This is a genomic window from Streptomyces sp. NPDC002144 (assembly GCF_053593695.1).
Genome location: NZ_JBSFDB010000085.1, coordinates 1 through 22,811, shown reverse-complemented (window position 1 = coordinate 22,811; position 22,811 = coordinate 1). Strand labels below are relative to the sequence as shown.

The window sequence follows — 22,811 nt, the reverse complement described above, 5'->3', positions numbered from 1 at the left end:
CCGAAACAAGACGCCGCATGCCTCCCTCATTCCGAGCTAGACCATGCCAGACCAGCAGAAATCAAGCGATGATGTTCGGTTGAGATACGGCTTCTCAGCAACGTGATGGTTGCGCTGGGTGATCACCCGGCGTGACCGGGACGGTGACCTGGCGTATGACAACGCGAAGGCCGAGGCGCTGAACGGCACCTTCAAGGCGGAACTGATCGAGATGCAAGCCCCCGGACCGGCTTCGAGCAGGTCGAGCGGGCGATCTTCCAGTGAGTCACCTGGTACAACGAGGAACGGCTCCACTCCGCCCTCGACTATGTACCGCCCGCTGCCCACCGGGCGAGCGCCCCGCGTGATCGGCGTCGACGACTTCGCGCTGCGCCGGCGTCACCGCTACGCCACCGTGATCATCGATGCCGAGACCCACGAGCGGATCGATGTGCTGCCCGACCGCACGGCCGACACCCTGGAAGCGTGGCTGCGCGAGCATCCGGACATCGAGATCGTGTGCCGGGATGGCTCGGCGACCTACGCCGAGGCCATCCGCCGCGCCCTGCCCCGTGCGACGCAAGTCGGTGATCGGTGGCATCTGTGGCACAACCTGTGCGAAGCCGCTCTGAGCGAGGTCAAGGCGCACAGCACCTGCTGGGCCACCGTACTGGACGCGCCTATCTACGACGGACCCCGCGCCCAGACCACCCTGGAACGCTGGCACCAGGTCCACGACCTGCTCGAGAAGGGCGTCGGCCTGCTCGAATGCGCCCGCCGCCTTCAACGGGCCCTGAACACCGTCAAACGCTATGCCCGCGCCGACCGGCCCGAGCGGATGCTCCGCGTCCCCAAGTACCGCGCCAGCCTCGTCGACCCCTACCGCGAGCACCTGCGCAAACGCCGGACCGAGGATCCCGGCGTCCCCGTCCAGCACCTCTTCGACGAGATCAAAGCCCTCGGCTTCACCGGCTGCCTCAACCTCCTGCACAAGTACATCAACCAGGGCCGCGCGGACGCCGACCGCAGCCACATCTCCCCGCGCAGGCTCGCCCGAATGCTGCTGACCAGGCCCGAGAACCTCACAGCCGAGCAACACGAGCTCCTGGCCAAGCTCACCGCCGCCTGCCCCGAGATGACCCAACTGGCCGCAGGCATCCGCGACTTCACCCCGCTCCTTGCACCGCACGCCGACAACGCCGACGCACTCTCACGCTGGATCGTCCAGGTCCGCGGCACCGACCTGCCCCACCTCCATGCCTTCACCCGAGGTCTGGAACGAGACCGCGACGCCGTCAACGCCGCCCTCACACTTCCCTACAGCAATGGCCCCACCGAAGGCGTCAACACCAAGACCAAGCGGATCGCACGCCAGATGCACGGACGAGCAGGCTTCACCCTGCTACGCCACCGCATCCTCCTCGGATAGCCGCACGCTCCGTCACCCCCGAAAGCGAGACAGGGCCGCTGGTGATAGAGGCCCACCAGCGCGGTGGCGGGGTGACGGCGGGCGTCGGTCAGGGGCGTGACCAGTCGGTAGGACCCGGTGAAGGATGTGCCGTCCGCGCAGGTCACGGCGATCTGTGCATCGATGATCCGCACTTTCACGGTGCCGATCACCGACAGATAGGAGCCGTCAGCGAGGCGCGTGAGGACCGGCGTGCGCCGGTTGCTGCGGAGCCGGCCCAGGACCTGGGCGCCGGTGACCTGCGCGAGGAAGGCATTGCTGTCGAATCCCTTGTCCCACAGCACCAGCATGTCCGGCCGCAGCAGATGCAGCAGCCGGCCCGCGTAGCTCGTCTCACCCTCGGCGGTGGGGCCGAACACCGCACCGACCAGAGCCCGGGTGCCGGTCTCGACCAGCGTCATCAACTCCAGCGTCGGGTAGCCATGATGCGACGTCCTGCCCAGCCAGGCCCGGTTCCGCTCGGAATCGGGAACCCTCAGCGAACTGCAGCCGTCGAACGACACCATCCGGTACGAACCGAAACACACTCCTGGCGTCGTCGGCCGGGCCAGCAACCCGGCGAGCACCTCGAACAACGCCCGCACCGGCGTGCTGCCGATCCGCCGGCGCAGTGACGTGCGGTAGGTCTCGACGAGCCGCGCCGGATCCGGGTGCGAGCGCGCCGCCGCCTCGTCGACATCGGTTGCGGTCGAGGTGGCGTACTTGCCCACCGGGACCAGGTAGAGGTTGCCCTCTTCGGTGTTGGTGCCGATGAGCAGGTCGACGTCGTCGGCGAGGCCGGCGGCGACGGCTTCGGCGGGCTGGGTGTCCAGGACCAGGCTGAAGGGGCTCAGGCCGATCAGCGGGTCGCCGTGGGTGGCGGTCTGCAGGTCGATGCCCGCGAGCGTGGACGCGGCCTCCACCAGACGCTCGTCGGAGATCTCCGCGAAGGCGTCCACGTGCGGCTCGACGCCCAGGACCTCGGCGGCCGCGGCGGTGACGCGGGCGGCCTGCTCGGTGCTGAACGCGCCCAGTCCGCTGCCGCTCTGCACGATCGCCCGGCGGAACAGGCCCGCGGCCTCCGCGGTGGCGAGGACGCCGCCGACGACGGTGGCCCCGGCCGACTGGCCGAAGAGCGTCACGTTGTCCGGGTCACCGCCGAACCCGGCGATGTTCTCCCTCACCCAGCGCAGCGCGGCGACGACATCGAGCAGACCGCGGTTGGCCGGGGCGCCGGGCAGGTCCAGGAACCCGGCGATGCCGAGCCGGTAGTTGAGCGTGACGAGGACGACGCCGTCGCGGGCGAAGGCGGAACCGTCGTACATCGCGGACCGCGTCGATCCGGCGACGAAGCCGCCGCCGTGCACGAACACCATGACCGGCAGGCCGCTCTGCGCGACGGCGGGCGTCCAGACGTTGACGGTCAGGTAGTCCTCACCACGGCTCCAGCCGGTGCCGAAGTAGGGGGCCATGTCGATGCTGCCGAGCGTGCGCTCGGACTGCGGCGCGTTGGGGCCGGGGACGGTGGCGTCCCGTACGCCGTCCCACGGCTCGTGCGGCTCGGGCGGCGCGAACCGGCCGGCGCCCAGGGGCGGGGCGGCATAGGGGATGTTCAGGAAAGCGGCGGTGCCGTCCTCCTGGCGCAGACCGCGCACGGCTCCCTGCGCGGTGGTCACCACGGGTTGGGGGTGGTGGTTCATAGCTGGTGCCTTCCGCGGGCTTCAGCCCTGCTCGGTGTACGGGGCGAAGGGCGCCCAGCCCTTCACGGCGAAGGTGCTTCCCTCGCGTACGACTTCGGTGGCGCCGTGCCCGCCCAGGTGCGCCGGGATCACGAGCGCGCTGTTGTCGGCCGCCCAGCCCAGCACCTTGCGGCGGGTGGCACGGGCTTCGGCGGGGTTCTCGCAGAAGCAGCTGTTGGCGTCCGGCTCCAGGATCTGCACCGGGCTGTGCAGCATGTCGCCGACGAACACCGCACGGTCCGTGCCGGAGGTGAGAGTGAGCACGGAGGAGCCGGGGGTGGGCCCGGGAGCGGCGTCCAGGCGCAGGTTCGCGTCGATCTGGTGGCTGTTCTCCCACAGCTGCGTCTGGCCGGCCTGGTGCACCGGGGCCACGCTGTCCTCGAAGACGTTCTGGTTGCCGCGGCCGAGCAGCGGCTGGTGGCCGTTCTCGGGGTTCCAGAAGTCGAAGTTGTCCTGCGGCATCAGGTAGGTGGCGTTGGGGAACGTCGGCACCCACTGCCGCCCGTCCAGGTAGGTGTTCCAGCCGACGTGGTCGATGTGGAGATGCGTGTTGATCACGATGTCCACGTCCTCCGGCTGGACACCGGCCCGGGAGAGGTTGGCCAGGAAGTCCGTTTCGAGGCGGTTCCAGACGGGGCGTAGGGACGGTCCTTGTGGTTGCCCACGCCGGTCTGGACCAGGATCGTCTTGCCCTCGCTGCGCAGCAGCCAGGTCTGGATCGCCGAATTCACAATGTTGGTCTCGGAATCCACGACATGCAGCCTTTGCTCAGTACTGGCTCCGAGGCGGTGAAGGTGTGCTTTCTTCCGTGTGCAGGCCACGACGGTCGCCGGAATCTGCTTGTCGACGCCCGGTGTCCGCGGGGCGTCGGCCTGCAGGATCGCGCTCTTGATGCCGGCGTCCTTCGGCGCGGCCTGGACCGACACCGTCACCGGGCTTGTTCAGCGGCACGTCCACCACCTGCGGGCCGACAACGGAGGAGGGAGCGGGTGCGGGCCTCGTTGCCGGCCAGGCGAAGGCAGCGCGGAAGGGAGTCGGACGGCCCGGACGCACGGGCGATCGTGACGTCGTCGTACCCACGGCAGTCTGCATGATGCCGCCGGCTGTCTCATCGGCTCCCGCGGGCTGCTCCGTGTTCCCACGCCCAGGCCGCTATCTCGACCCGGTTGCGGGCGTTGAGCTTGGCCTGGATGCGTGCCAGGTACGTCTTCACCGTCGACAGCGACAGGAACAACTCATCGCCGATCTCCTGGTTCGTACGCCCCACGGCCACCAGCCGGACGATGTCCCGCTCCCGTTCGCTGAGGCTGACGTCATCGGAGGCCGCGGTCGTCTGCGTCATCCCGCGTTCCGTCGCTTCCAACCTCCGCAGCAGCCGCACGGTAACCGCAGGGGAGACGAGGGCGTCCCCCCGCGCCGCCGCTTGGACCGCCTCCACCAGAAGGGCGGGAGAGGCGTCCTTGAGGAGGAAACCGCATGCGCCGTTGCGCAGTGCGGTTCGCACGTAGTCGTCCTGGTCGAATGTGGTGATCACGACGACGTTCATCGGATCGGCCACGCCGGGACCGGCCAGCTGCCGCACGACCTCCAGCCCGTCCAGCCTCGGCATACGAATGTCGACCAGCACGACCCGGGGACGCAGACGACGCGCGAGTTCGATGCACTCCACACCGTCTGCCGCCTCACCGACCACCGTGATTCCCGGCTGCACACCAAGGATCAGGCTGAATCCCATCCGCACCAGTTCCTGGTCGTCGGCGATGACAACGTCAATCCGGGGTTCGTGCACTGACCGTTCCGATCATCACAGGGCTGAGCTTCGTCGAAATGGACAAGGTTGCTTCGTCAAAGCCCGGCTCCGGCAGGGCTGAGCCCGGGGTCATGACGGTCCGAGGGGGAGGGCGGCGGACACTTCCCAGCCGCCGTCGGGCAGCGGCCCGGCGCGCAGGGTGCCGTCGAGGGCTTCGATGCGCTCTTGGAGCCCGAGCAGGCCGAAGCCGCCCCGGTCCCCGGCCGGCGTGAGCGCCCTGGGGTGCGGTGGAGTGTTGGTGACGGTCACGCGCAGTCGCGCGGTGTCGGCGTCCAGGCGGACGACGGTGTGCGCGTCCGGTGCGTGGCGGCGTACGTTGGTCAGGGCTTCCTGGACCACGCGGCGCACGGAGGTCTCCGCTTCGGGGCGCAGTCGGGCCCCCCGCGCTGCCGCTGTGGCTTTGAGGTGTGCCGTCTCGGGTTCGTCAGGTCCGGAGCCAGGCGATGCGGCGGCGCAGTGGGCGGAGACGAGTTCACCCAGAGCGACGAGCAAGTCGCCGGGCCGCAACGGTGTGTTGCTTTCCTCGCGCAGGACGTGGACCAGACGGCGCGTGGATTCCAGGGTCTCGGCACCGGCCTGGGCGATGTTGCGCAGGATGGGGTCGATCTTGTCTGGTGCGGCGGACTGGATGGACAAGGCGGCGTTGGCCTGCACGATGATGCCGGTCACGTGATGGGCGATGAGGTCGTGCAGATCGCGGGCCAGAGCGAGGCGCTCCCCGTAGCGGACCTCGCGGGCTGTGCGCTCTCTCTGCGTCTGCAGGGCTCGGATGGTGTAGCCGAGCGTGATGAAGATGGCGAGCGCGACCGTCAGCACATAGCCGCCGCTGGTGAACGCTTGCCACGACCCGGCTCGCAGGGGCAGCAGAAGCACGGTCACACTGATCAGGACGGTTTCCGCCACTGCGGCGGCCGACCGGCCGGATTGGGCTGTGGCGCGCAGGGCCATGCACAACAGGCCCAATGTCTCCAGTGCTCCCCACCACGCCATGGTGCTCTGCGCGATCAGGCTCCAAGCGGTCAGCGCCAAGGATGGTGACACCGCGGCGGCGACGGACTTGCCCAGCGACGGCGACCAGCGGGTCTCGGCCACCGCCAGGGCGATTAGGGGGCCGGTGGCCACGACGGGCAGCCAGGCGGTTCCGAACGTCATGGAAGCGCTCCTGACCACGGCGATGTCCGCCAGCCAGGTAAGAGCGCACGCGAGCAGGCCGCTGAGGGTGATCAGCCGTCTGACGTGCGGAGTGAGCAGAGGATGTCGGTCCACGATGCTCAGCGTAGGAGGGCGGGTGGGGGCGCGGCTGTCGGCCGAACGGCCGACAGCCGCGCCCCCACGTGGTACGTAGGGCTGACGTGCCGCCCCGTGCGCCGTACCGATGATGTGGTGATCGCGGGCGCTCGGCGAGGTTCATCAAGGACCGGCCTGTGACCAGCGCGCCGTCCTAGGAAGTGGCGTGCAGCGCTTCCCTGTTCCAACTTCCCCTCCCAAATCGCATCAGTAGAAAGTCTTCTACACCCTCATGGCCACCTTCTTGTATTGGATCGGTCGGACCGCTTTCAACCGGCGCTGGCTGGTGCTTCTCTGCTGGGGCATCGTCTTTGCCGCTGTAGGCGCCGCCGCCGCGCAGACCACCAGCGGTTCGACGTCCGCCATCACCGTGCCTGGTACCGAGTCACAACGCGCGAACGACCTGCTGGGCGACAAATTCCCCGCGGCCAACGCGAGCGGCGCCACCGCCCGCGTGGTGCTGCGGGCCCCGCAGGGGGAAAAGATCATGAGTAAGGGGAACCATGCCTCGGTGGCCGTGACCCTGAAGAACCTGGCGGCCTCCTCTTCTGAGGTCAGTACCGTTAGTGACCCCTTCAAGAGCGGAACCATCAGCAAGGACGGTACGACCGCCTACTCCGCGGTCACCTACCGGATCACGGCCGCGAAGCTCACCGATCGTGACCACGGGCGATTCGACGACGCTCTGAGCGAGGGCAGGAAGACCGGGCTGACGGTCGAAGCCTCCGGTAACGCGGTCGCCACGGAGGAGCAGGGCGCATCGGCCGAGGCCATCGGTTTCGCTCTGGCGGCGGTCATCCTCCTCATCACCCTCGGCTCATTGATCGCCGCAGGTCTTCCGCTGCTGACGGCCGTGACCGGGGTGGGCATCAGCCTCTCCGCGATCACGGCGCTGGGTTCGGTCTTCGATCTGAACAGCAGCACGTCGGCACTCGCCTCGATGCTGGGCATCGCGGTCGGGATCGACTACGCGCTGTTCATCGTCTCCCGCTACCGCTCCGAACGTGCAGCAGGCCACGACGCCCGCGAGGCAGCAGGCCGGGCGAACGGCACCGCCGGGTCGGCCGTCGTCTTCGCCGGCATCACCGTCATGATCGCCCTCGTCGGCCTGGCTGTGGTCAACCTCCCGGTGCTGACCGCCATGGGCATCGCCGCCGCCGGAGCCGTCGGCGTCGCCGTCCTCGTCGCCGTCACGCTGGTCCCCGCCCTGCTCGCCTTCGCTCCCGAACGCGTCCGCGGACGCTCCCGCGACCGCGCGGAGGGCCGCGACAGCCGTGAGGCCAAGGCGCGGTTCGGCCGCCGGTGGGTTATGGCAGTGGTGCGCCGACCGGTTGGAGTTCTCGTCCCCGCCGTGGCAGCACTGATCATGATGGCGCTTCCGGTCGCCGGCCTGGAGCTCGGACTGCCCGACGACGGCTCCAAGCCGCCGTCCACTACCCAGCGCAAGGCATACGACATGCTCGCGCAGTCCTTCGGGGAGGGCTTCAACGGCCCCCTGACCGTGGTCGTCACCGACCAAGCCGCGGTCACCGCCAAAACAGCCGCCGCCACCATGGGCGCGAAAATCCGCGAACTGGACGATGTGGCCGTGGCGACCCCCGCCGTGTTCAACCCTTCCGGTGACACGGCCATCATCACCGTCATTCCCGGCAGCGCGCCGTCCGACGACGCGACCAAGGATCTCGTCGCCGCCATCCGTTCCCTGGCGACGGCCACGGCGCACTCCATCGGCGCCCAGAGCATGGTCACCGGCACCGCCGCGCTGAACATCGATGTCTCCGACAAGTTCAGCGCCGCACTGATGCCCTACATCCTGGTCGTCGTCGGACTGGCCTTCCTGGTCCTGATCCTCGTCTTCCGCTCCCTGCTCGTACCGTTGAAGGCGGCACTTGGCTTTTTGCTGTCCGTCCTGGCCTCGCTCGGCGCCGTGGTGGCTGTCTTCCAGTGGGGGTGGCTGAAGGACCTGTTCGGCGTCGAACAGCCCGGGCCGATCATGAGCCTGATGCCCATCCTCACCGTCGGCATCGTCTTCGGCCTGGCCATGGACTACCAGGTCTTCCTGGTCAGCCGCATCCGTGAGGCGTACGTCCACGGAGTCGATCCGCGTCAGGCCGTCGTCACGGGCTTCGAGTACAGCGCCAAGGTCATCACAGCCGCGGCCATCATCATGATCTGCGTGTTCGCGGGCTTCATGAGCTCCACCGACTCCGTCATCGCGGCGCTCGGACTCGGTCTCGCGGTCGCCGTCGCCCTCGACGCCTTCATCGTCCGCATGACCATCGTGCCGGCGGTCCTGACTCTCCTCGGCCGCCGGGCGTGGTTCCTGCCCGCGTGGATCGACCGTGTCCTGCCCATCGTCGACATAGAAGGCGAACGGTTGGCCAAGTCCCCAGCGGCCGGCGCGCGGCCAGAACCCGCGACCGAACTCAACACCCGGCACTGACCCGATCCGCGGATGAGAGCGGCGCACAGCAGTCGGCAGCAGATCTCAGACCTGTGGGGTCGGCTCAACGGGTCGCTGACCGTGCCGAACACTTCCTCGTGCTCGCGGCGCCGCTCGGCTGGTGGCTACTGCGACCGGGTGGGCCGCAGAAGGGGCGCACATCACCATGGCCGCCCGGGACCGTAACCGGAGAGGCCCCGGCGGAAGCGGCGCTGCATCCCGGCCGAGCGGATAGAGGAACTGGACCGGCTGATCAGACTCCGCACCGGCTTCGGACTCGACGAGATGTCCCCGGTCGAGACCGGCGCGGCCGGCAGTGTCCGGGTGCCGAAGCTCGTCTACCAGGTCCACGATGACCTCGTGACACGGCAGGCCCTGGTGTCCAAGGGGTCCCGCTGCAGGCCTGGTACGAGTTGACTGAGGTCCCTGGATCCGTGTGCGGCTGGAGTGGCCAGTACTGGGCGCTGGCGAGGATCGCCGCGCAGCGACCGCGCTGGCGCGGCGTTCCACTCCGCCTCGTCCGAGGCCGACGAGGGGCAAGGGAACATCACTGGCCCCTCATCGCGGGCGCTGCGTTCAGCTCATCACCGCGTCAGGAACATGCGCGCGAGCCGAGACACCCATGACGCATGTGACCTGTGATCAGCCTTCTTTGCGGTCGTCCTCGAAGGTGAAGTACACGCTCAACACGTACGGGAACTCCTCGTCGGCGGGGGCGTTTTCCCAGGCGGTATCGCTCAATCGGACATCGTTCTCCGCGATCCACCGAGCGGCCTTCTCGAAGGGTTCCGCCATGACCGAACCGAAGAACATCTTCCTGGCCATGGCGTGCACTTGTGAATCCGCGTGGGAATCGTTGAAGTCGTCTGGAACCATCAGGTACAGATCGGGTTCGCTTCTCATGCGGACCTCTTTCAGCTTCGGGCCGTCTGTTCACGGCTGTCGCAGTGGAAGACCGCCATGGCGTGCGCCAAGGTTGCCTCACCCGCCACGCGGCGATCGGAAGAGCTGACGCCTGAGCCGTACAAGGTACTTGGCCTCCGCGGTGCACCGGCGTACGCACCACGCAGCTTGGCGAGGAGAAGCTCCCGCAACCGGGGCCACATGGGCTCGTTCTGCTCACCAGGTGTCCTGGGGTCGCCCGGGACGTTCGAAGACCTACCGGACCGACCGTTCCGCGGTGGATCGAACGTTAGGCGGGTGGCCGCGGTGTGGGCGCCCGCCTCACGTGTGGTCAGCGCTTGCGGTGGGCCGAGCCGGTGCCGTGATAGCTGTCGGCCTGGGTGTCGATGCCCGGGAACGTCCTCGCGCCGGTCAGGATCGGCAGCCCCGACCTGTCGTTCTTCAACGTGTAGGCATAGAACGCGCGCAGGTAGGTGACCGCGAGGCTCTGTTGCTGCTCGGCGGTCGGCCGGCCAGGTGTGTCCGGGCATGTCGTGTCGTCGCCGTCGGTAGGACCCGGTCCCTTGGTCCACTCGGTGTTGTAGTAGTTGTGGTTGCCCTTCGTCACCCGCAGGCGGAAGCCGCGGGCGCCGGCCCGTCCGCGGGCATCCTCGAAGTAGGTCTCTCCGCCCATCGACCAGCACCCTGCCGAGATGACGGCGAGGGGTGTCCTGGTCACCAGCGTGTCGTAGAAGCCGCTGGGCCCCGGCGAGGCGAGGGCGACCACGCCGCGGATGCGGACGCCGGCCGGCAGCTCGCCGCGGTGGGCGTCGGCGGCCTGGTACATGACGCCCTCCCCGCCGACCGAGTGGCCCATCGTGCCCACGCGGGTCAGGTCGAGCCGGTCCTTGAAGTCGACGCGCGCGGGCTTGCCGGTACGCGGATCGGTGAAGTGGCCGGCGAGCGGGCCGCCTCCGGTCGTGTTCAGCTGCTGGAGCAACTCAAGATGCCGGTCGATGAGATGGGCGCGCTGCGGTGCGACGCCCATGTAGAAGTTGACGCCATCCGCGCTCGGTGACACCACCACGTAACCGTCCCGGGCGAGCGCCTGGGCCAGGTAGTCGTAGCCCCGGTAACTGGGATACGCAGCCACCCCCACCGGACACGGCCAGTTTCCCCAGTCAGCCTCGTCGGCGGAGTAGCAGGACAGCTGCTGCCCGTGCAGCAGGACGACCACCGGCAGGCGGCCCGCTGACTTGAGCGGGTAGTGGACCACCGCCCGGATCTCGGATACGCCGTCCCAGTCCGGCGGGTCGCTGAACGCCTCGTCGCCCAGGTTGTACTCCACCACCGCGACCGCGTCGGCCGACTGCGCCCGCGCGCCGGGAACGGCCGTCAGCAGGGCGGCGACGAGGGCCGCGAGCGCCAATCCGATGACGCCGAGCCGCACCCGTAACACCTGGAACATGACCAGCCCCTCCGTCCTGTGAACGTGACCAGAGGGACCCTAGGCAACAGATGTGAGGAAGACGTCAGCAACAGCATGGGATGGCGGAGGCCCCGTCAAGAACTCCCGCCGCATGATCCGGCGCGGATCACAGCCCCAGACCCACCCGCAGCAAGGACAGGCCCATCACTACGCCCGTCGGCTTCGAGGCTTCGTCGGAGGGCGAGTTGGCGCTCGCGCCGCCGGCACTCGGCGTGTAGTCGAGCCGCTGACCGGCCACCGGACCGCGAGGGGCGGCGGCATCACGTGTGGTCGGCGCGGCAGGGCGTGGGGTTGGGTACCCCGAACGGTGCGAGAGGGCCGCCCGCTGCCGGGACGAGGGTGAGGGTGAGTTGGCGGGAACGCCACTCGGGTTGCACGTGATCGCGGGTGAGCACCGGCGTGGCGGGGTCCGGCTCGGCGCCCTGCGGCGTCGCCGCTCCGATGATGGTGAGGCGGTCGATGGCGGTCCAGGCGAGCAGGTCGGCTACGGTCACCGTACCGGTGAGCCGGTCCACGCCCGGGTAGAGGACGGCGCGTCCGCCGAGCCGGTCCGTGTGCTCCGCGCCAGCCAGCGCATGGAGTCGGCGGCCGTCGGCGGCCAGGACGGGGCCGAGCCGACGCTCCCCCCAGGGCCCCGCCCGTCTGCGGCAGTTCCAAGGCGACCAGCCGTCGCCAGGCTGCTTCGGCCGCTGCTGTGTCAGGCCAGCGCGAAGGAGACGGCCGTACCGCGCCGTTCCTGGGTGCGGATCGGGTGGGTGCAGGTGAGGGTGGCGGGCGGCAGGAAGAGGGTTCGGCCAGCCGGTGGACCAGATGGTCGGCCTCGAGCAGGGCCCGTCCCGAGGCGGCGGCACGATGCACATGGAGGTCGTGCCCCTTCGGGCTCGGGCCCGTCGGCCGCTCGGCAGCAACCGCTTTACGCCACCGCCAAGCGGTGGCTACTCTGCAACCATGTCTGTCACCACCATGACCTTGCGCATCCCCGATGACCTCGCTCCCGCGATTAAGGCGGCCGCCATCGAGGCCGGCCTGAGCGTGAACGCGTACGTGGTGCGCGCCGCGCGCCGCGCCGCCACCCTCGACGCCGGCCGACGGCTTGCCGCGCTCGGCCTCGGCGACGACCTGGCGGGCGAGGGCGACACCCTGTGAACCGTGGGGAAATCTGGACTCTGGCCGACGGCCGAAACGTCCTGATCATCAGCCTGACCGGCCTGGAAGAGACGTATGGCGCCCTCCTCGGGATCTTGCTGCACGACAGCGGGCGGTACCCGGACACGGCCATGTCGGTGGTGATCGGTGACCCGATCCCGTGCACGGCGGTCGCTGTCAACATCGTGCAGTTGCGGGTCAACCGGTTCGAGGGCGCGAAGCTCCTCGGCCTCGTCGACCCTGCGGTCATGGCGCGGGTGGACCAGGCCCTGCGCGCCGTCCAGGACCTGTAGCCGGCGCCGACCGAGGACGTTCCCCGATTCAACCGGTGAAAGCAACAGTGCTGGTTGAGGACGGCTTACATGGTGAGACTGGAGCGGTCCGGGATGTCGGACGAGATGAAGGCCGCCTTGTGGCAGCGGTGGAGGTCCGGGGAGTCGATCAACGTCATCGGGATTCCTCCGGTGGATACCCCCCGCCTTCAGGCGGGGCAGGAAGCGGACTCCTGCGGAGCAGGGCAGGGAAAGCCGATGCGCCGTCAGGGCGGATCGGCGTGAACCGCCAACCATCCGCAGGAAAGTGGTAGTTTGTGCGGCGTCCGGTCGGCGATAACCAAGCTGGCCGGGCCTACCGCCGGGCTGGCGGGATGTCAGGTCTGTGGAGCTGGCGTAGGACTGCTGGGCGTACCCACGTCCCTTGCCGTTAAATTCGGGGCAGCTGCTGTCTGAGAAGCAGAAAGCTCGACCTGCGAGGGAAGAATCTCCCTGCTTCAGCTGGGGGAGAAGTCAAGAATGGTCTGCTTTCCGTACGGCGGACAGGCTGGAAGAAGGGCCCGTCCGCGGGAGAGAGCTGGGAGGGGTGGGTCGCCGGGGGCGGCCGGGGCTGCTCGAATACCAGCCTCGGTCCCGCCCGCTACGGCAACCAGGCCATGGTTTCCCCAGGTGTCGCGCACCCAGGATGGGGACTGTGGGGGGCGCCGATGGGCGCAGGGGTCAGCCCGGCTTCATGACGTAGCCCGCGTGGTGCAGTTCGTGGCCCTGGAACTCTCCGTAGGCCCAGAAGCCGAGGTCGTCGAGGTAGTCGATGCGGTCGCCGTCGATCCAGAAGCGGCCCTGGTAGGCGTGCGGGCGACCGCCCCGGGTCTCGTCGTAGCGGCCGTCGGCGGTGAGCTCCTGGTGCAGGAAGTCGTTCCTGTCGATCCAGACGCCGACCCGCGGGCTGCCGGTCAGGTCCGGTGCGGCCGGGATGCCCGTCTCGGGGGCGGTGGCCCGGCCGGGGACGTCGGTGCCGGCCCACAGGACGGGCCGGCCGGCCGCGATCAGCGCGCGGATCTGCTCCGGCCGGGTCATGAGGGTGGGTACCGCGCTCGGTACGTCGGCGGCGAGTTCGTCGGGCACCACCAGGAAGTCGGTGGTGTTGCCCGGGGTCAGCGTCGCGACGTACTCGGAGCGGTGGCCGCGTCCGCCGGCCAGCGCCACGGTGTCCACGACGGCGGGGACGATGGTCGTGCCCGTGCAGTCGACGACGATGGCGTGGTCGTCGCCCGCCGCGGTGATGATGCCCGGGCCGACGCCCACGAGCAGAGAGCCGACGAACAGGAGGTCGGCGCCGGTCATGGTCCCGATCAGCGGGTCCATCGTCACGATCCGGGCGTTGGTGAACAGGACGGGACGCCCCTCCTCGTTCGAGACGATCTCGTCGAGGGCCGTCGGGTTCCAGCTCACGGTGTCAGTGATGGTCATGGTGCTCCTCAGGGAGTTCGGCTCATCGGTCTGCCCGATGTGCGAAGCGAGCGCCGGTGCAGGTGGGCGGCAGCCGCTCGGCAGCTACGGCAGCTGCGTGACCATCACGTTCGTCGCGCTGCGAATCGGAACCAGGCCGCCGTATCCCCAGGTGAGCGGCACCCATGGTCGGCCCGCTGCTCGTGACAGGGGCCCGGGAGACTCGCTTGTGCCGGCACCCTGATGTCGCCGCGCCGTTCCACTCGCGAGCGTGGGTGCGCCGCCCCCAGGAAGCCCGCACCTGGGGGGACGGCGACCTGGTTGCCATCGGCTGCCGGACCAACCATGGAGCCATGGCCAGCAACGACACGCCCCGCGACCCTCACCCCTACGTCGGGATGTGGGTGACCGCGGACGGATACATCCGCCAGGAACTGCTGCCGAACGGCCGCTACGACGAGGCCCGCGGAAACCGTCAGAGCGCCTATACCGGCCGCTACACCGTCACCGGCAACCACATCGCCTACGTCGACGACCTCGGCTTCACCGCCACCGGCGACATCCGCGAGGGTATTCTCTTCCACGAGCATCTGGTGCTCTACCGCGAGGGAGACGAGCGCGCCCGGCAGTGACGCCAAACAGATCAGAACGACCGAGAAGGGTCCGCCAGCAACCTGGCGGACCCTTCTCGTGCAAGATCGAACCATCCTTGCGGAGTACCGGCATCGGTCGACCTCAAGATCTTGTCCCGGCCGAGGATGCCCGCCTTGAGGAACGCGTTCACCAAGGCCAGAACACGTTGGTCTCCGACGCGTCTTCGCCCCCTGTCCATCAAGGCAGGGTGCGGTAATTCATCGAGACAGGCGGCAATGTCACCTTCCACGATCCACTCATACGAGCGGGAGGTCAGGTGACGCACTTACCGGTCGACGAGGGAGGTGCCCAGCTCTGGCTCCGTCAGCATCGCCACGACTACGCCGCAGTCCTTCATTGTGGCCTCCCCGCCGACGGCACCACGCGGCTTCGGAGTTGACCACCAGAGTGGTCACGCACTGCATCCCGGCTCATATCCACCAGGTTGGAGCCGGTTCGTCGCTTACGGAGCTATGCCACTGGTTCCTCGCGTACACCTTCTCGTCTCGCTTGCCGGACCCGCACCGTCTGGTAGTGCCAGCACGTCCCGGCGTTGTCAGGGCTGCTTCCCATCCTCGCTGGCGTCCCCCGGATCAGGCTGCCCTCAGCTTCAACCGGACTGCTGCGACCGTCCGGTGGTGGAGTCCTTTCACCCCCGCCCGGTCATCAAGCGCCTCGTGGCGCACGGTGGGCCAGGGGCCCCTTCCAGGCCCTTGCCCAGGCCTCGCGGGCGGCGTGGCCTGCCAGGATCGCCGTCAGACGGTCGGCCGCCCATGCATCGGGGTGTGCGCGGACACCCTGAGCACCAACTACGACGTGCAGGGAGTCGTGTACGTCAACTCGGTGAACGTCCTCGGACCGCCCGCGGAAGCGGCGGATCCAGCCACGGACTGCGTCCCTTGCGCTCCGCTCACCTCGGCCGCATCCGCCCGATGCGGGCCAAGGGACTGCGGCACCACCATGTGCGTCACACCGCGTCCGCCTCGGAGCCGGCCCGCGCGGTCGACGGCGCGGTCGTCGCCTTCGAGGCGGACGCGGCCGACGTGGAGACGCACTCCGGCTGGAGCGTCGTCACCGGCCGTGCCGAGATCGTGACAGATCCGGCCGACGCGGCAGGCCTGGAGCGGGTCGGCCCGCACGCCTGGGTTCCCTCGCCCGAGGAGGTCTTCGTGCGCATCGAGTCTGAACTGGTCACCGGGCGTGAACTCGTCGGCGGCCGCACCGTGTGCAGAGTGCACCTCTCCGCCTAATGGGACTTGCCGGGTCGGAGAGACTCGGTGCCGTAGCCGCCAGCAGGTGAGCACTTTCCCCGCCGGAACCACTGCGAGTTCTGTGGTCAGACCGTGCCCCTGCTGGTCGGCCGGGAGGCCAGACCGCTGATGGGGTGGCGTGCCCGCCCTGGTGGCGTGAGCACTGGATCCATTAGGCCGCGCGCCGCCTTCCGCGGGCTGCAAGGAGCGAAGTACCTGACCGGGAGGACGGATTTGCTGCTGATCGGCGATGACTGGGCCGAAGACCATCATGACGTCGAGGTCCAGGACGAGGCGGGCCGGAAACTCGCGGTGGCGAGGCTGCCCGAGGGCGTGGAGGGGATCGCGAAGCTGCACGAGCTCCTCGCGAAGCACGGTGGCAAGGACCTGGACCCGGCCGAGGTCGTGGTGGGGATCGAGACCGATCGCGGCTCGTGGGTGCAGACACTGATCTCTTCCGGCTACCAGGTGTACGCGATCAACCCGAGGCAGGTCGCCCGGTTCAAGGAGAGGTACGGCACCTCCGGCGCCAAGAGCGACAAGGGCGACGCGCACGCGCTCGCGGACATGGTCCGCATCGACCGTGACCAGCTGCGGCCGGTGGCCGGAGACAGCGACCAGGCCCAGGCCGTGAAGGTCGTCGCCCGCGCCCACCAGACCCTGATCTGGGAACGCACCCGTACCTTCCAGCGGTTGAGGACCACGCTGCGGGAGTACTTTCCCGCCGCGTTGTCCGCCTACGCAGACCTGGAGCTGACCAGCACGGACGCCCTGGAACTGCTGATCAAGGCGCCCACCCCCGCGGCCGGGGCGAAACTGACGCGCACCCAGATCACCGCGGTCCTGGCCCGCCACCGCCGTCACCACCGCGAGGCGAAGGCGAACACGATCCAGACGGCCCTGCGCGAACGGCGGCTCGGCCTGCCCGAGCCGGTCACCGCCGCCTACGCGGCCACCGCGATCGCCCATGCACGGCTGATCATCGCGTTGAACGAGCAGATAGCCGCGCTGGAAGCGCAGGTGAAGGCGCATTTTCTCGCGCACCCGGACGCTGAGATCTACCTCTCGATGCCCGGCATCGCGGAGATCACCGGCGCCCGGGTGCTCGCCGAGTTCGGAGACGACCCCACCCGCTACGCGTCCGCGAAGGCCCGCAAGAACTACGCCGGCACCAGCCCCGTCACCCGGGCCTCCGGCAAGAGCCACACCGTCCAGGCCCGCTACGTCCGCAACAACCGGCTCGCCGACGCCCTCCAGCGCCAGGCGTTCGCCGCCCTGCGGGCCTCGCCCGGCGCCCGCCGTTACTACGACAAACAGCGAGCCCGCGAGGCCGGCTACAACCCCGCCCTCCGCCAGCTCGGCAACCGCCTCGTCGGCATCCTCCACGGATGCCTCAAAACCCGCACCCCCTACGACGAAGCGACCGCCTGGTCGCACCACGCGCACCCCCATGCCGCTTGACCTCAAACGACATGGGGTGTCTGACCACGGGGCACCACGTGCCCGCGACTTGGGCCGAAGGGCCCAACGGTGCGGGCCGGACGGCGTGGCGACGGGTTCCCGCAGGCCCTGCCCCGCCCAGAGGCGCGTGAGGAGCATCGTCGGTGGAGCCGCGCGTGGAACGGTCCGTGTGCGGTGTCGCGAACGATGCGGAGGCAGTGATGACCGTGGCAACCCGTCCCGACGTGGACGCTCGCGCCGATGCCTGGCGTGGCTTCGCCGGCCGGAGCTGGCGCGAGGGGATCGACGTACGCGACTTCATCCAGGCCAACTACACGCCGTACGAAGGCGGCCCGGAGTTCCTGACCGGTCCGACCGAGCGCACGCTCGCCGTCTGGCACAAGGTCAGCGCCCTGTTCCCAGAGGAGCGCCGCAGGGGCATCCTGGACGTGGACACCGCCACCCCGTCGACGATCACCTCTCACGCCCCCGGCTACATCGACCGGGACCGTGAGCTGATCGTCGGCCTGCAGACCGACGCACCGCTGAAGCGCGCGATCATGCCCAACGGCGGGCTGCGCATGGTCGAGAACGGCCTGGAAGCGTACGGCTACGAGCCCGACCCGTTCGTCACCAAGGTCTTCGGCACCTACCGCAAGACCCACAACGACGGCGTCTTCGACGCCTACACCCCGGAGATGCGCGCCGCACGCAAGGCCGGCGTCATCACGGGACTGCCCGACGCCTACGGACGCGGCCGGATCATCGGCGACTACCGGCGCGTCGCTCTGTACGGAACCGACCGCCTGATCCAGGCCAAGAAGGCCGAGCGTGCCCTGCTCGACGCCTGCGCGTCCTCCACCGAGGTCATCCGTGACCGGGAGGAACTCGCCGAACAGATGAAGGCGTTGGACGAGCTGACGCGGATGGCGGCGTCGTACGGCTGTGACGTCTCCCGCCCCGCCGCCACCGCCCAGGAGGCCGTGCAGTGGCTCTACCTCGGCTATCTGGCTGCGGTGAAGGAGCAGAACGGCGCGGCCATGTCGCTGGGGCGCACCTCCACCTTCCTCGACGTCTACCTGCAGCGGGACCTGGCGGAGGGGCTCATCGATGAGAGGCGGGCCCAGGAGCTGATCGACGACTTCGTGATCAAGCTGCGGATCGTGCGCTTCCTGCGCACCCCGGAGTACGACGCCCTGTTCTCCGGCGACCCGACCTGGGTGACGGAGTCCATCGGCGGCATGGGCGCTGACGGCCGGACCCTGGTCACCCGCACCTCCTTCCGCTTCCTGCAGACCCTCTACAACCTCGGCTCCGCCCCCGAACCCAACCTGACCGTGCTCTGGTCGCCCCGGTTGCCCGACGGCTTCAAGGAGTTCTGCGCTCAGGTCTCCATCGACACCAGCGCCGTCCAGTACGAGTCCGACGACCTGCTGCGCCCGCGCACCGGGGACGACACCGCGATCGCCTGCTGCGTCTCCGCCATGGCGGTCGGCAAGCAGATGCAGTTCTTCGGCGCACGGGTCAATCTAGCCAAGGCCCTGCTCTACGCGGTCAACGGCGGCCGCGACGAGATGTCTGGCGAACAGGTCGCGCCCGCCGCGCCCCCGCTGACCGGTGAGTACCTGGACTACGAGGAACTGATCGGGGCCTACGACCACGTCCTGGACTGGCTGGCCCGGACGTACGTCAACGCCCTCAACGTCATCCACTACATGCACGACAAGTACGCCTACGAGCGTCTGGAGATGGCGCTGCACGACTACCCCGTGCACCGGTTCATGGCCTGCGGGATCGCCGGTCTGTCGGTGGCCGCGGACAGCCTGTCCGCAGTGAAGTACGCACGGGTGAAGGTGTTCCGGGACGCCACCGGACTCGCCGTCGATTTCCGCACCGAGGGCGACTTCCCGGCGTACGGCAGCAACGACGACCGCGCCGACGGCATCGCCGTGGACCTGGTGGAGTCCTTCATGGCGAAGGTGCGCCAGTACCCCACCTACCGTGGCGCCGAGCACACCCAGTCGGTCCTCACCATCACCTCGAACGTGGTCTACGGCAAGCACACCGGAAACACCCCCGACGGGCGGCGTGCCGGACAGCCCTTCGCGCCCGGCGCAAACCCGATGAACGGCCGGGACCGGCACGGGGTCGTCGCGTCGGCCCTGTCGGTGGCGAAGCTGCCGTACGAAGCGGCCCGCGACGGCATTTCCCTGACCACGACCGTCACACCCGAGGGGCTCGGCCACAACCCCACAGAGCGTGCCGGCAACCTGGTCGGCATCCTGGACGGGTACATGACCTTCGGTGGCTTCCACATGAACGTCAATGTGCTGAACCGGGCGACGCTCGAGGACGCCATGGAACACCCGGAAAAGTACCCAGAGTTGACGATCCGGGTCTCCGGCTACGCGGTCAACTTCGTCCGGCTCACGCGTGAGCAGCAACTCGACGTGATCAGCCGCACCTTCCACGGGTCGCTGTGAACGCCACCACGGCGCCGGCAGTGACCGGCCGGGTGCACTCCTGGGACCTGTCCACCGGCGTGGACGGTCCCGGGACCCGGTTCGTCCTGTTCGTCAGCGGCTGCCCGCTACGCTGCCTGTACTGCGCCAACCCCGACACCTGGCACATGCGCGACGGGCGAGAGACCTCGGTGGACGAGGTCATGGGGGGGATCGAGAAGTACCGGGGTTTCCTGACCACAGCCGGGGGAGGGGTGACGCTCACCGGTGGCGAGCCGTTGCTCCAGCCGGCGTTCACCGGCGCCGTCCTGCGCCGGTGCAAGGAGGCTGGGCTGCATGTGGCGCTGGACACCTCAGGCTTCCTGGGGGAGCGTGCCTCCGACGAACTGCTCGCTGACACCGACCTGGTGCTGCTGGACATCAAGTCGTTCGACGCCCCCACCTACAGCAGGCTCACTGGTGCCCGTCTGGCCCCTAGCCTCGGCTTCGTCGCCCGCCTGGACCGGCTGGGCGTCACCGTGTACATCCGTTACGTCCTCGTCCCCGGCTGGACCGACGACCCGTCCGCCGTGGACGGACTCGGCGCCTTCCTGGCCGGGCTGAGCAACGTGGACCGGGTGGACGTCCTGCCCTTCCACAAACTCGGTGCCCACAAGTACGACGCCCTGGGCATCGACTTCCCGCTGCGCGACACGCCCGTGCCCGATCCGGAGCTGACGGAACGGGTGCGCGAGCAGTTCCGGGAGCACGGGCTGCGGGCGTTGTGAGTGGGCCGATCTCCGTCGCACGTTCACCCGCGTGCGGGCCATACGGCTTTCGCGCAGGGACCTGAGGCCTCTCCTGTCCCACGTAACCGGCCTCGACACTGAATTCGTGACTTTGAGGGAGGCCGAGATGCCCCGCACCATCACCGCAGGCCTGGACGGATCCCCAGAGAGTTTGGCTGCCGCCGTAGCCGCCGACTTCTTCTCCTTCGGCACCAATGACCTCACCCAGACGACCTGGGGGCTGTCCCGCGACGACGCCGAGGCGTCCTTCTTCTCGGTTCTGTCGACGATCTTGTGATCCGGACAGTTCAGACTCACCGTGCGAGTAGGACGCGTTTGCGTAGGAGATCGAGGTTGGCCCTGCCGAACATCTGGCGTTTCAGCATCTTTAGCCGGTTGATGTTGCCTTCGACGGAGCCGGAACTGTGGGGAAGGGACAGTCCGTTGCGGACGGCGTCGAAGTCGCGGCGAAGGTTGCGGGCGAAGCCCGCGAGCGGGGTCAGCGTGTCTCGCTCGGCGTTGGTGATCCAGTCTTCGAGGCGGTCGCCGTGGCGTCCGGTCATCATCGCGGCGAACTTCCTGACATGGAGGGTGAGCCGGTCGAGCTCGGGATCCCGTTTGCGTAGGCGGTGGAGTTTGTCGGCGTCCTCGTCCCGGAGGTGCTCGGGGTGGGTCATGATCCGGGAGGTGACTTCGCGGACCGATGGCGGCTTGGGGCCGGGGATGGGTGCATGTCCGCGCCCGGTTCGGTACCGCCGCAGATGACGCTGGACGGCCAACTCTCCACCGGGATAGCCCAGTTGTTGGATCTCGCGGTAGAGCTGGGCGGCGTTTCTGACACCTTCGTTCCAGCGCCGGTGCAGGTGGCCGACGTACGGATCGACGATATGCGCCCGTTGCAGGCTCTTGGCGACGACTTCGTCCGCCGAGCGGGCGTTGACCAGCTTGCGGACGGTGGCCTGGTGCAGCCCGAGTTTCCGGCCGATCGCCGCCTTGGACATACCCTTCTCCCACAGTTCGTGGGCGGCAGCATGCTGCTCACGCAATCGAGTCACGATCTTCAGCTCCGTCGATGGCTGAACCTCCTCGGGCTCCGCCTCCAGGGCATCGGAGCTACCGTCAGTTCCGGGAACTGGTTCGGTCAGGCGGGAACGATGGGAGTTCACCGACTTCTCGACCGCCTGCCCGAGGTTGGCCCACAGGTGATAGCGATCAGCGACCTGCTCTGCCTGCGGTGCCCCGACCCGTGCACCTTCCGCGTATCCGCCGGAACGGTCACGGCAGATGACCTTCACCTCAGGGTGCCCGCGGAGCCAGGCAGCCAGGTCCTCTCCCTCACGTCCGTCGTAGAGATGCAGTGGACGGTGGGTGGCCATGTCGATGAGCACAGTGCCGTAGTGGCGGCCTTTACGGAAGGCGAAGTCATCGACACCGAGTACCTCCACCTCGCCGACCTCCGGGTCGGGCAGGGCTCTGACCAGCCGCAGCAGCGTATCCTTGCCCACGGTGATACCGGCCGCGGCCGCGAGTCGGACTCCTGCCCTGCCGGCCAGCGCCAGCCCGATCCGCGTTAACACCCCACGCAGCAGCGGGCTATAGCGACTGTGCGGGGTGGTCAGCCCCGCGATCTGTTCGGCGAACGTCACCGCTGTGCAGTCAGGGTTCTCGCAGCGGAATCGGCGTACGCACAACTCGATCACCACGCCGAGCCCGCCAACGGCGACATCGCGCAACCTCCGTACGTACCGACCGTGCACCCGAGCCGACCTCTGGCCGCACCGACAGGCCCCAGTCGTCGCCCGCACCCGCGTCCTCAACACCACCTTTTCCGGCCGTCGTTCGACCTCCTCGATCAGCAGCGGGGACAGGTACGGAAACAGCTCCAAGAGCACATCACGAGAGCACGCGATGCATGATCGCGAACAGTCAGCACGTCCCGTTCAACCGTCCGGATCACAAGATCGTCGACAGAACCAAGATCAGGGATGGTCACGTCGCCAACCGGCCGATCTACGTGGCCGTCGCGGTCACCGCGGACGGCTACCGCGAGATCCTCGGCCTGTGGGCCGGGAACGGCGGCGAGGGCGCCAAGTACTGGCAGACCGTCCTGACCGAGATCAAGAATCGAGGCGTCCGCGACGTGCTCATGCTGGTCTGCGACGGGCTGAGTGCCCTGCCCGACGCGGTCAGCACCGTCTGGCCCCAGGCCGTCGTGCAGACCTCATCCGTGCACACTCCTTGGTGGCGGGAGACGCCCGCCGGTCACCGCGCCAGCGGGAGAGGACCTATGCAGACGCGTTGCCTTCGAGGCCCCCA

16 protein-coding genes and 4 pseudogenes are annotated in these 22,811 nt (G+C 68.7%); 11 read left to right on the top strand and 9 right to left on the bottom strand.

Translation table 11 applies throughout. The features are described from left to right. Positions 1–319: 319 nt before the first annotated feature. Positions 320–1,408, top strand: a pseudogene (locus ACWCQ1_RS48695) (ISL3 family transposase); the annotation flags it as partial. A gap of 650 nt (positions 1,409–2,058) precedes the next feature. Here the strand turns inward: ACWCQ1_RS48695 and ACWCQ1_RS48690 are convergent. The 4 genes and pseudogenes from ACWCQ1_RS48690 to ACWCQ1_RS48675 form a co-directional block, all read right to left on the bottom strand. Continuing rightward, positions 2,059–3,126: pseudogene (locus ACWCQ1_RS48690) on the bottom strand (carboxylesterase/lipase family protein); the annotation flags it as partial. Positions 3,127–3,147: 21 nt separating this feature from the next. Next, positions 3,148–3,917: pseudogene (locus tag ACWCQ1_RS48685) on the bottom strand (MBL fold metallo-hydrolase); the annotation flags it as partial. A 356-nt stretch (positions 3,918–4,273) separates the two neighbouring features. Next, complete coding sequence (locus ACWCQ1_RS48680) at positions 4,274–4,954, bottom strand: response regulator (RefSeq protein ID WP_451029670.1); 681 nt, start codon at positions 4,952–4,954, stop codon at positions 4,274–4,276. Between the two features lie 90 nt (positions 4,955–5,044). Then, the gene (locus ACWCQ1_RS48675; protein WP_451029669.1) at positions 5,045–6,241 is read right to left on the bottom strand and encodes a sensor histidine kinase; all 1,197 of its coding nucleotides are present in this window, start codon (positions 6,239–6,241) and stop codon (positions 5,045–5,047) included. A gap of 253 nt (positions 6,242–6,494) precedes the next feature. Between ACWCQ1_RS48675 and ACWCQ1_RS48670 the strand changes: the two genes are divergently transcribed. After that, positions 6,495–8,705, top strand: a complete 2,211-nt coding sequence (locus ACWCQ1_RS48670) for an MMPL family transporter (protein WP_451029668.1) — start codon at positions 6,495–6,497, stop codon at positions 8,703–8,705. A 642-nt stretch (positions 8,706–9,347) separates the two neighbouring features. Here the strand turns inward: ACWCQ1_RS48670 and ACWCQ1_RS48665 are convergent. From ACWCQ1_RS48665 to ACWCQ1_RS48655, 3 genes are all read right to left on the bottom strand, one after another. Continuing rightward, entirely contained in the window at positions 9,348–9,608 is a 261-nt protein-coding gene (locus ACWCQ1_RS48665; protein ID WP_451029667.1) for a hypothetical protein, read from the bottom strand. Positions 9,609–9,939: 331 nt separating this feature from the next. Beyond that, positions 9,940–11,055 (bottom strand): alpha/beta hydrolase, encoded by a 1,116-nt coding sequence (locus tag ACWCQ1_RS48660; protein WP_451029666.1) that lies wholly within the window; start codon positions 11,053–11,055, stop codon positions 9,940–9,942. A gap of 281 nt (positions 11,056–11,336) precedes the next feature. After that, positions 11,337–11,591: a hypothetical protein gene (locus ACWCQ1_RS48655; RefSeq protein ID WP_451029665.1), complete on the bottom strand. Its 255-nt coding sequence runs from the start codon at positions 11,589–11,591 to the stop codon at positions 11,337–11,339. A 433-nt stretch (positions 11,592–12,024) separates the two neighbouring features. Here ACWCQ1_RS48655 and ACWCQ1_RS48650 point away from each other — a divergent pair, with 433 nt between their 5' ends. Both ACWCQ1_RS48650 and ACWCQ1_RS48645 read left to right on the top strand, forming a co-directional pair. Further along, positions 12,025–12,222 (top strand): toxin-antitoxin system HicB family antitoxin, encoded by a 198-nt coding sequence (locus ACWCQ1_RS48650; RefSeq protein WP_451029664.1) that lies wholly within the window; start codon positions 12,025–12,027, stop codon positions 12,220–12,222. Further along, complete coding sequence (locus tag ACWCQ1_RS48645) at positions 12,219–12,515, top strand: hypothetical protein (protein ID WP_451029663.1); 297 nt, start codon at positions 12,219–12,221, stop codon at positions 12,513–12,515. Before ACWCQ1_RS48650 ends, ACWCQ1_RS48645 begins: the two co-directional genes overlap by 4 nt. A gap of 699 nt (positions 12,516–13,214) precedes the next feature. On the opposite strand, the gene ACWCQ1_RS48640 is transcribed toward ACWCQ1_RS48645, so the two are convergent. Further along, positions 13,215–13,964 (bottom strand): Atu4866 domain-containing protein, encoded by a 750-nt coding sequence (locus tag ACWCQ1_RS48640; RefSeq protein ID WP_451029662.1) that lies wholly within the window; start codon positions 13,962–13,964, stop codon positions 13,215–13,217. Between the two features lie 332 nt (positions 13,965–14,296). Here ACWCQ1_RS48640 and ACWCQ1_RS48635 point away from each other — a divergent pair, with 332 nt between their 5' ends. The 6 genes from ACWCQ1_RS48635 to ACWCQ1_RS48610 all read left to right on the top strand — a co-directional run bounded on the left by ACWCQ1_RS48635 (position 14,297) and on the right by ACWCQ1_RS48610 (position 20,793). Next, positions 14,297–14,575 carry an Atu4866 domain-containing protein gene (locus ACWCQ1_RS48635; protein WP_451029661.1) on the top strand — a complete coding sequence of 93 codons (279 nt, stop codon included), beginning with the start codon at positions 14,297–14,299 and terminating at the stop codon, positions 14,573–14,575. Between the two features lie 933 nt (positions 14,576–15,508). Beyond that, positions 15,509–15,826: a pyridoxamine 5'-phosphate oxidase family protein gene (locus tag ACWCQ1_RS48630; RefSeq protein WP_451029673.1), complete on the top strand. Its 318-nt coding sequence runs from the start codon at positions 15,509–15,511 to the stop codon at positions 15,824–15,826. 234 nt (positions 15,827–16,060) lie between these two features. Further along, entirely contained in the window at positions 16,061–17,287 is a 1,227-nt protein-coding gene (locus ACWCQ1_RS48625; protein ID WP_451029672.1) for an IS110 family transposase, read from the top strand. 200 nt (positions 17,288–17,487) lie between these two features. Continuing rightward, positions 17,488–19,749, top strand: coding sequence for a formate C-acetyltransferase (gene pflB, locus ACWCQ1_RS48620; RefSeq protein ID WP_451029660.1), 2,262 nt, complete (start codon positions 17,488–17,490; stop codon positions 19,747–19,749). Next, positions 19,746–20,495 carry a pyruvate formate-lyase-activating protein gene (pflA, locus tag ACWCQ1_RS48615; protein ID WP_451029659.1) on the top strand — a complete coding sequence of 250 codons (750 nt, stop codon included), beginning with the start codon at positions 19,746–19,748 and terminating at the stop codon, positions 20,493–20,495. The genes pflB and pflA overlap by 4 nt, the downstream gene beginning before the upstream one ends. Before the next feature lie 106 nt (positions 20,496–20,601). Next, positions 20,602–20,793, top strand: a complete 192-nt coding sequence (locus ACWCQ1_RS48610; protein ID WP_451029658.1) for a putative PEP-binding protein — start codon at positions 20,602–20,604, stop codon at positions 20,791–20,793. Positions 20,794–20,809: 16 nt separating this feature from the next. Here ACWCQ1_RS48610 and ACWCQ1_RS48605 read toward each other — a convergent pair whose 3' ends face one another. Continuing rightward, positions 20,810–22,300 carry an ISL3 family transposase gene (locus ACWCQ1_RS48605; RefSeq protein ID WP_451029671.1) on the bottom strand — a complete coding sequence of 497 codons (1,491 nt, stop codon included), beginning with the start codon at positions 22,298–22,300 and terminating at the stop codon, positions 20,810–20,812. Between the two features lie 170 nt (positions 22,301–22,470). Between ACWCQ1_RS48605 and ACWCQ1_RS48600 the strand changes: the two are divergent. Then, positions 22,471–22,728: pseudogene (locus ACWCQ1_RS48600) on the top strand (transposase); the annotation flags it as partial. Positions 22,729–22,811: the final 83 nt, after the last annotated feature.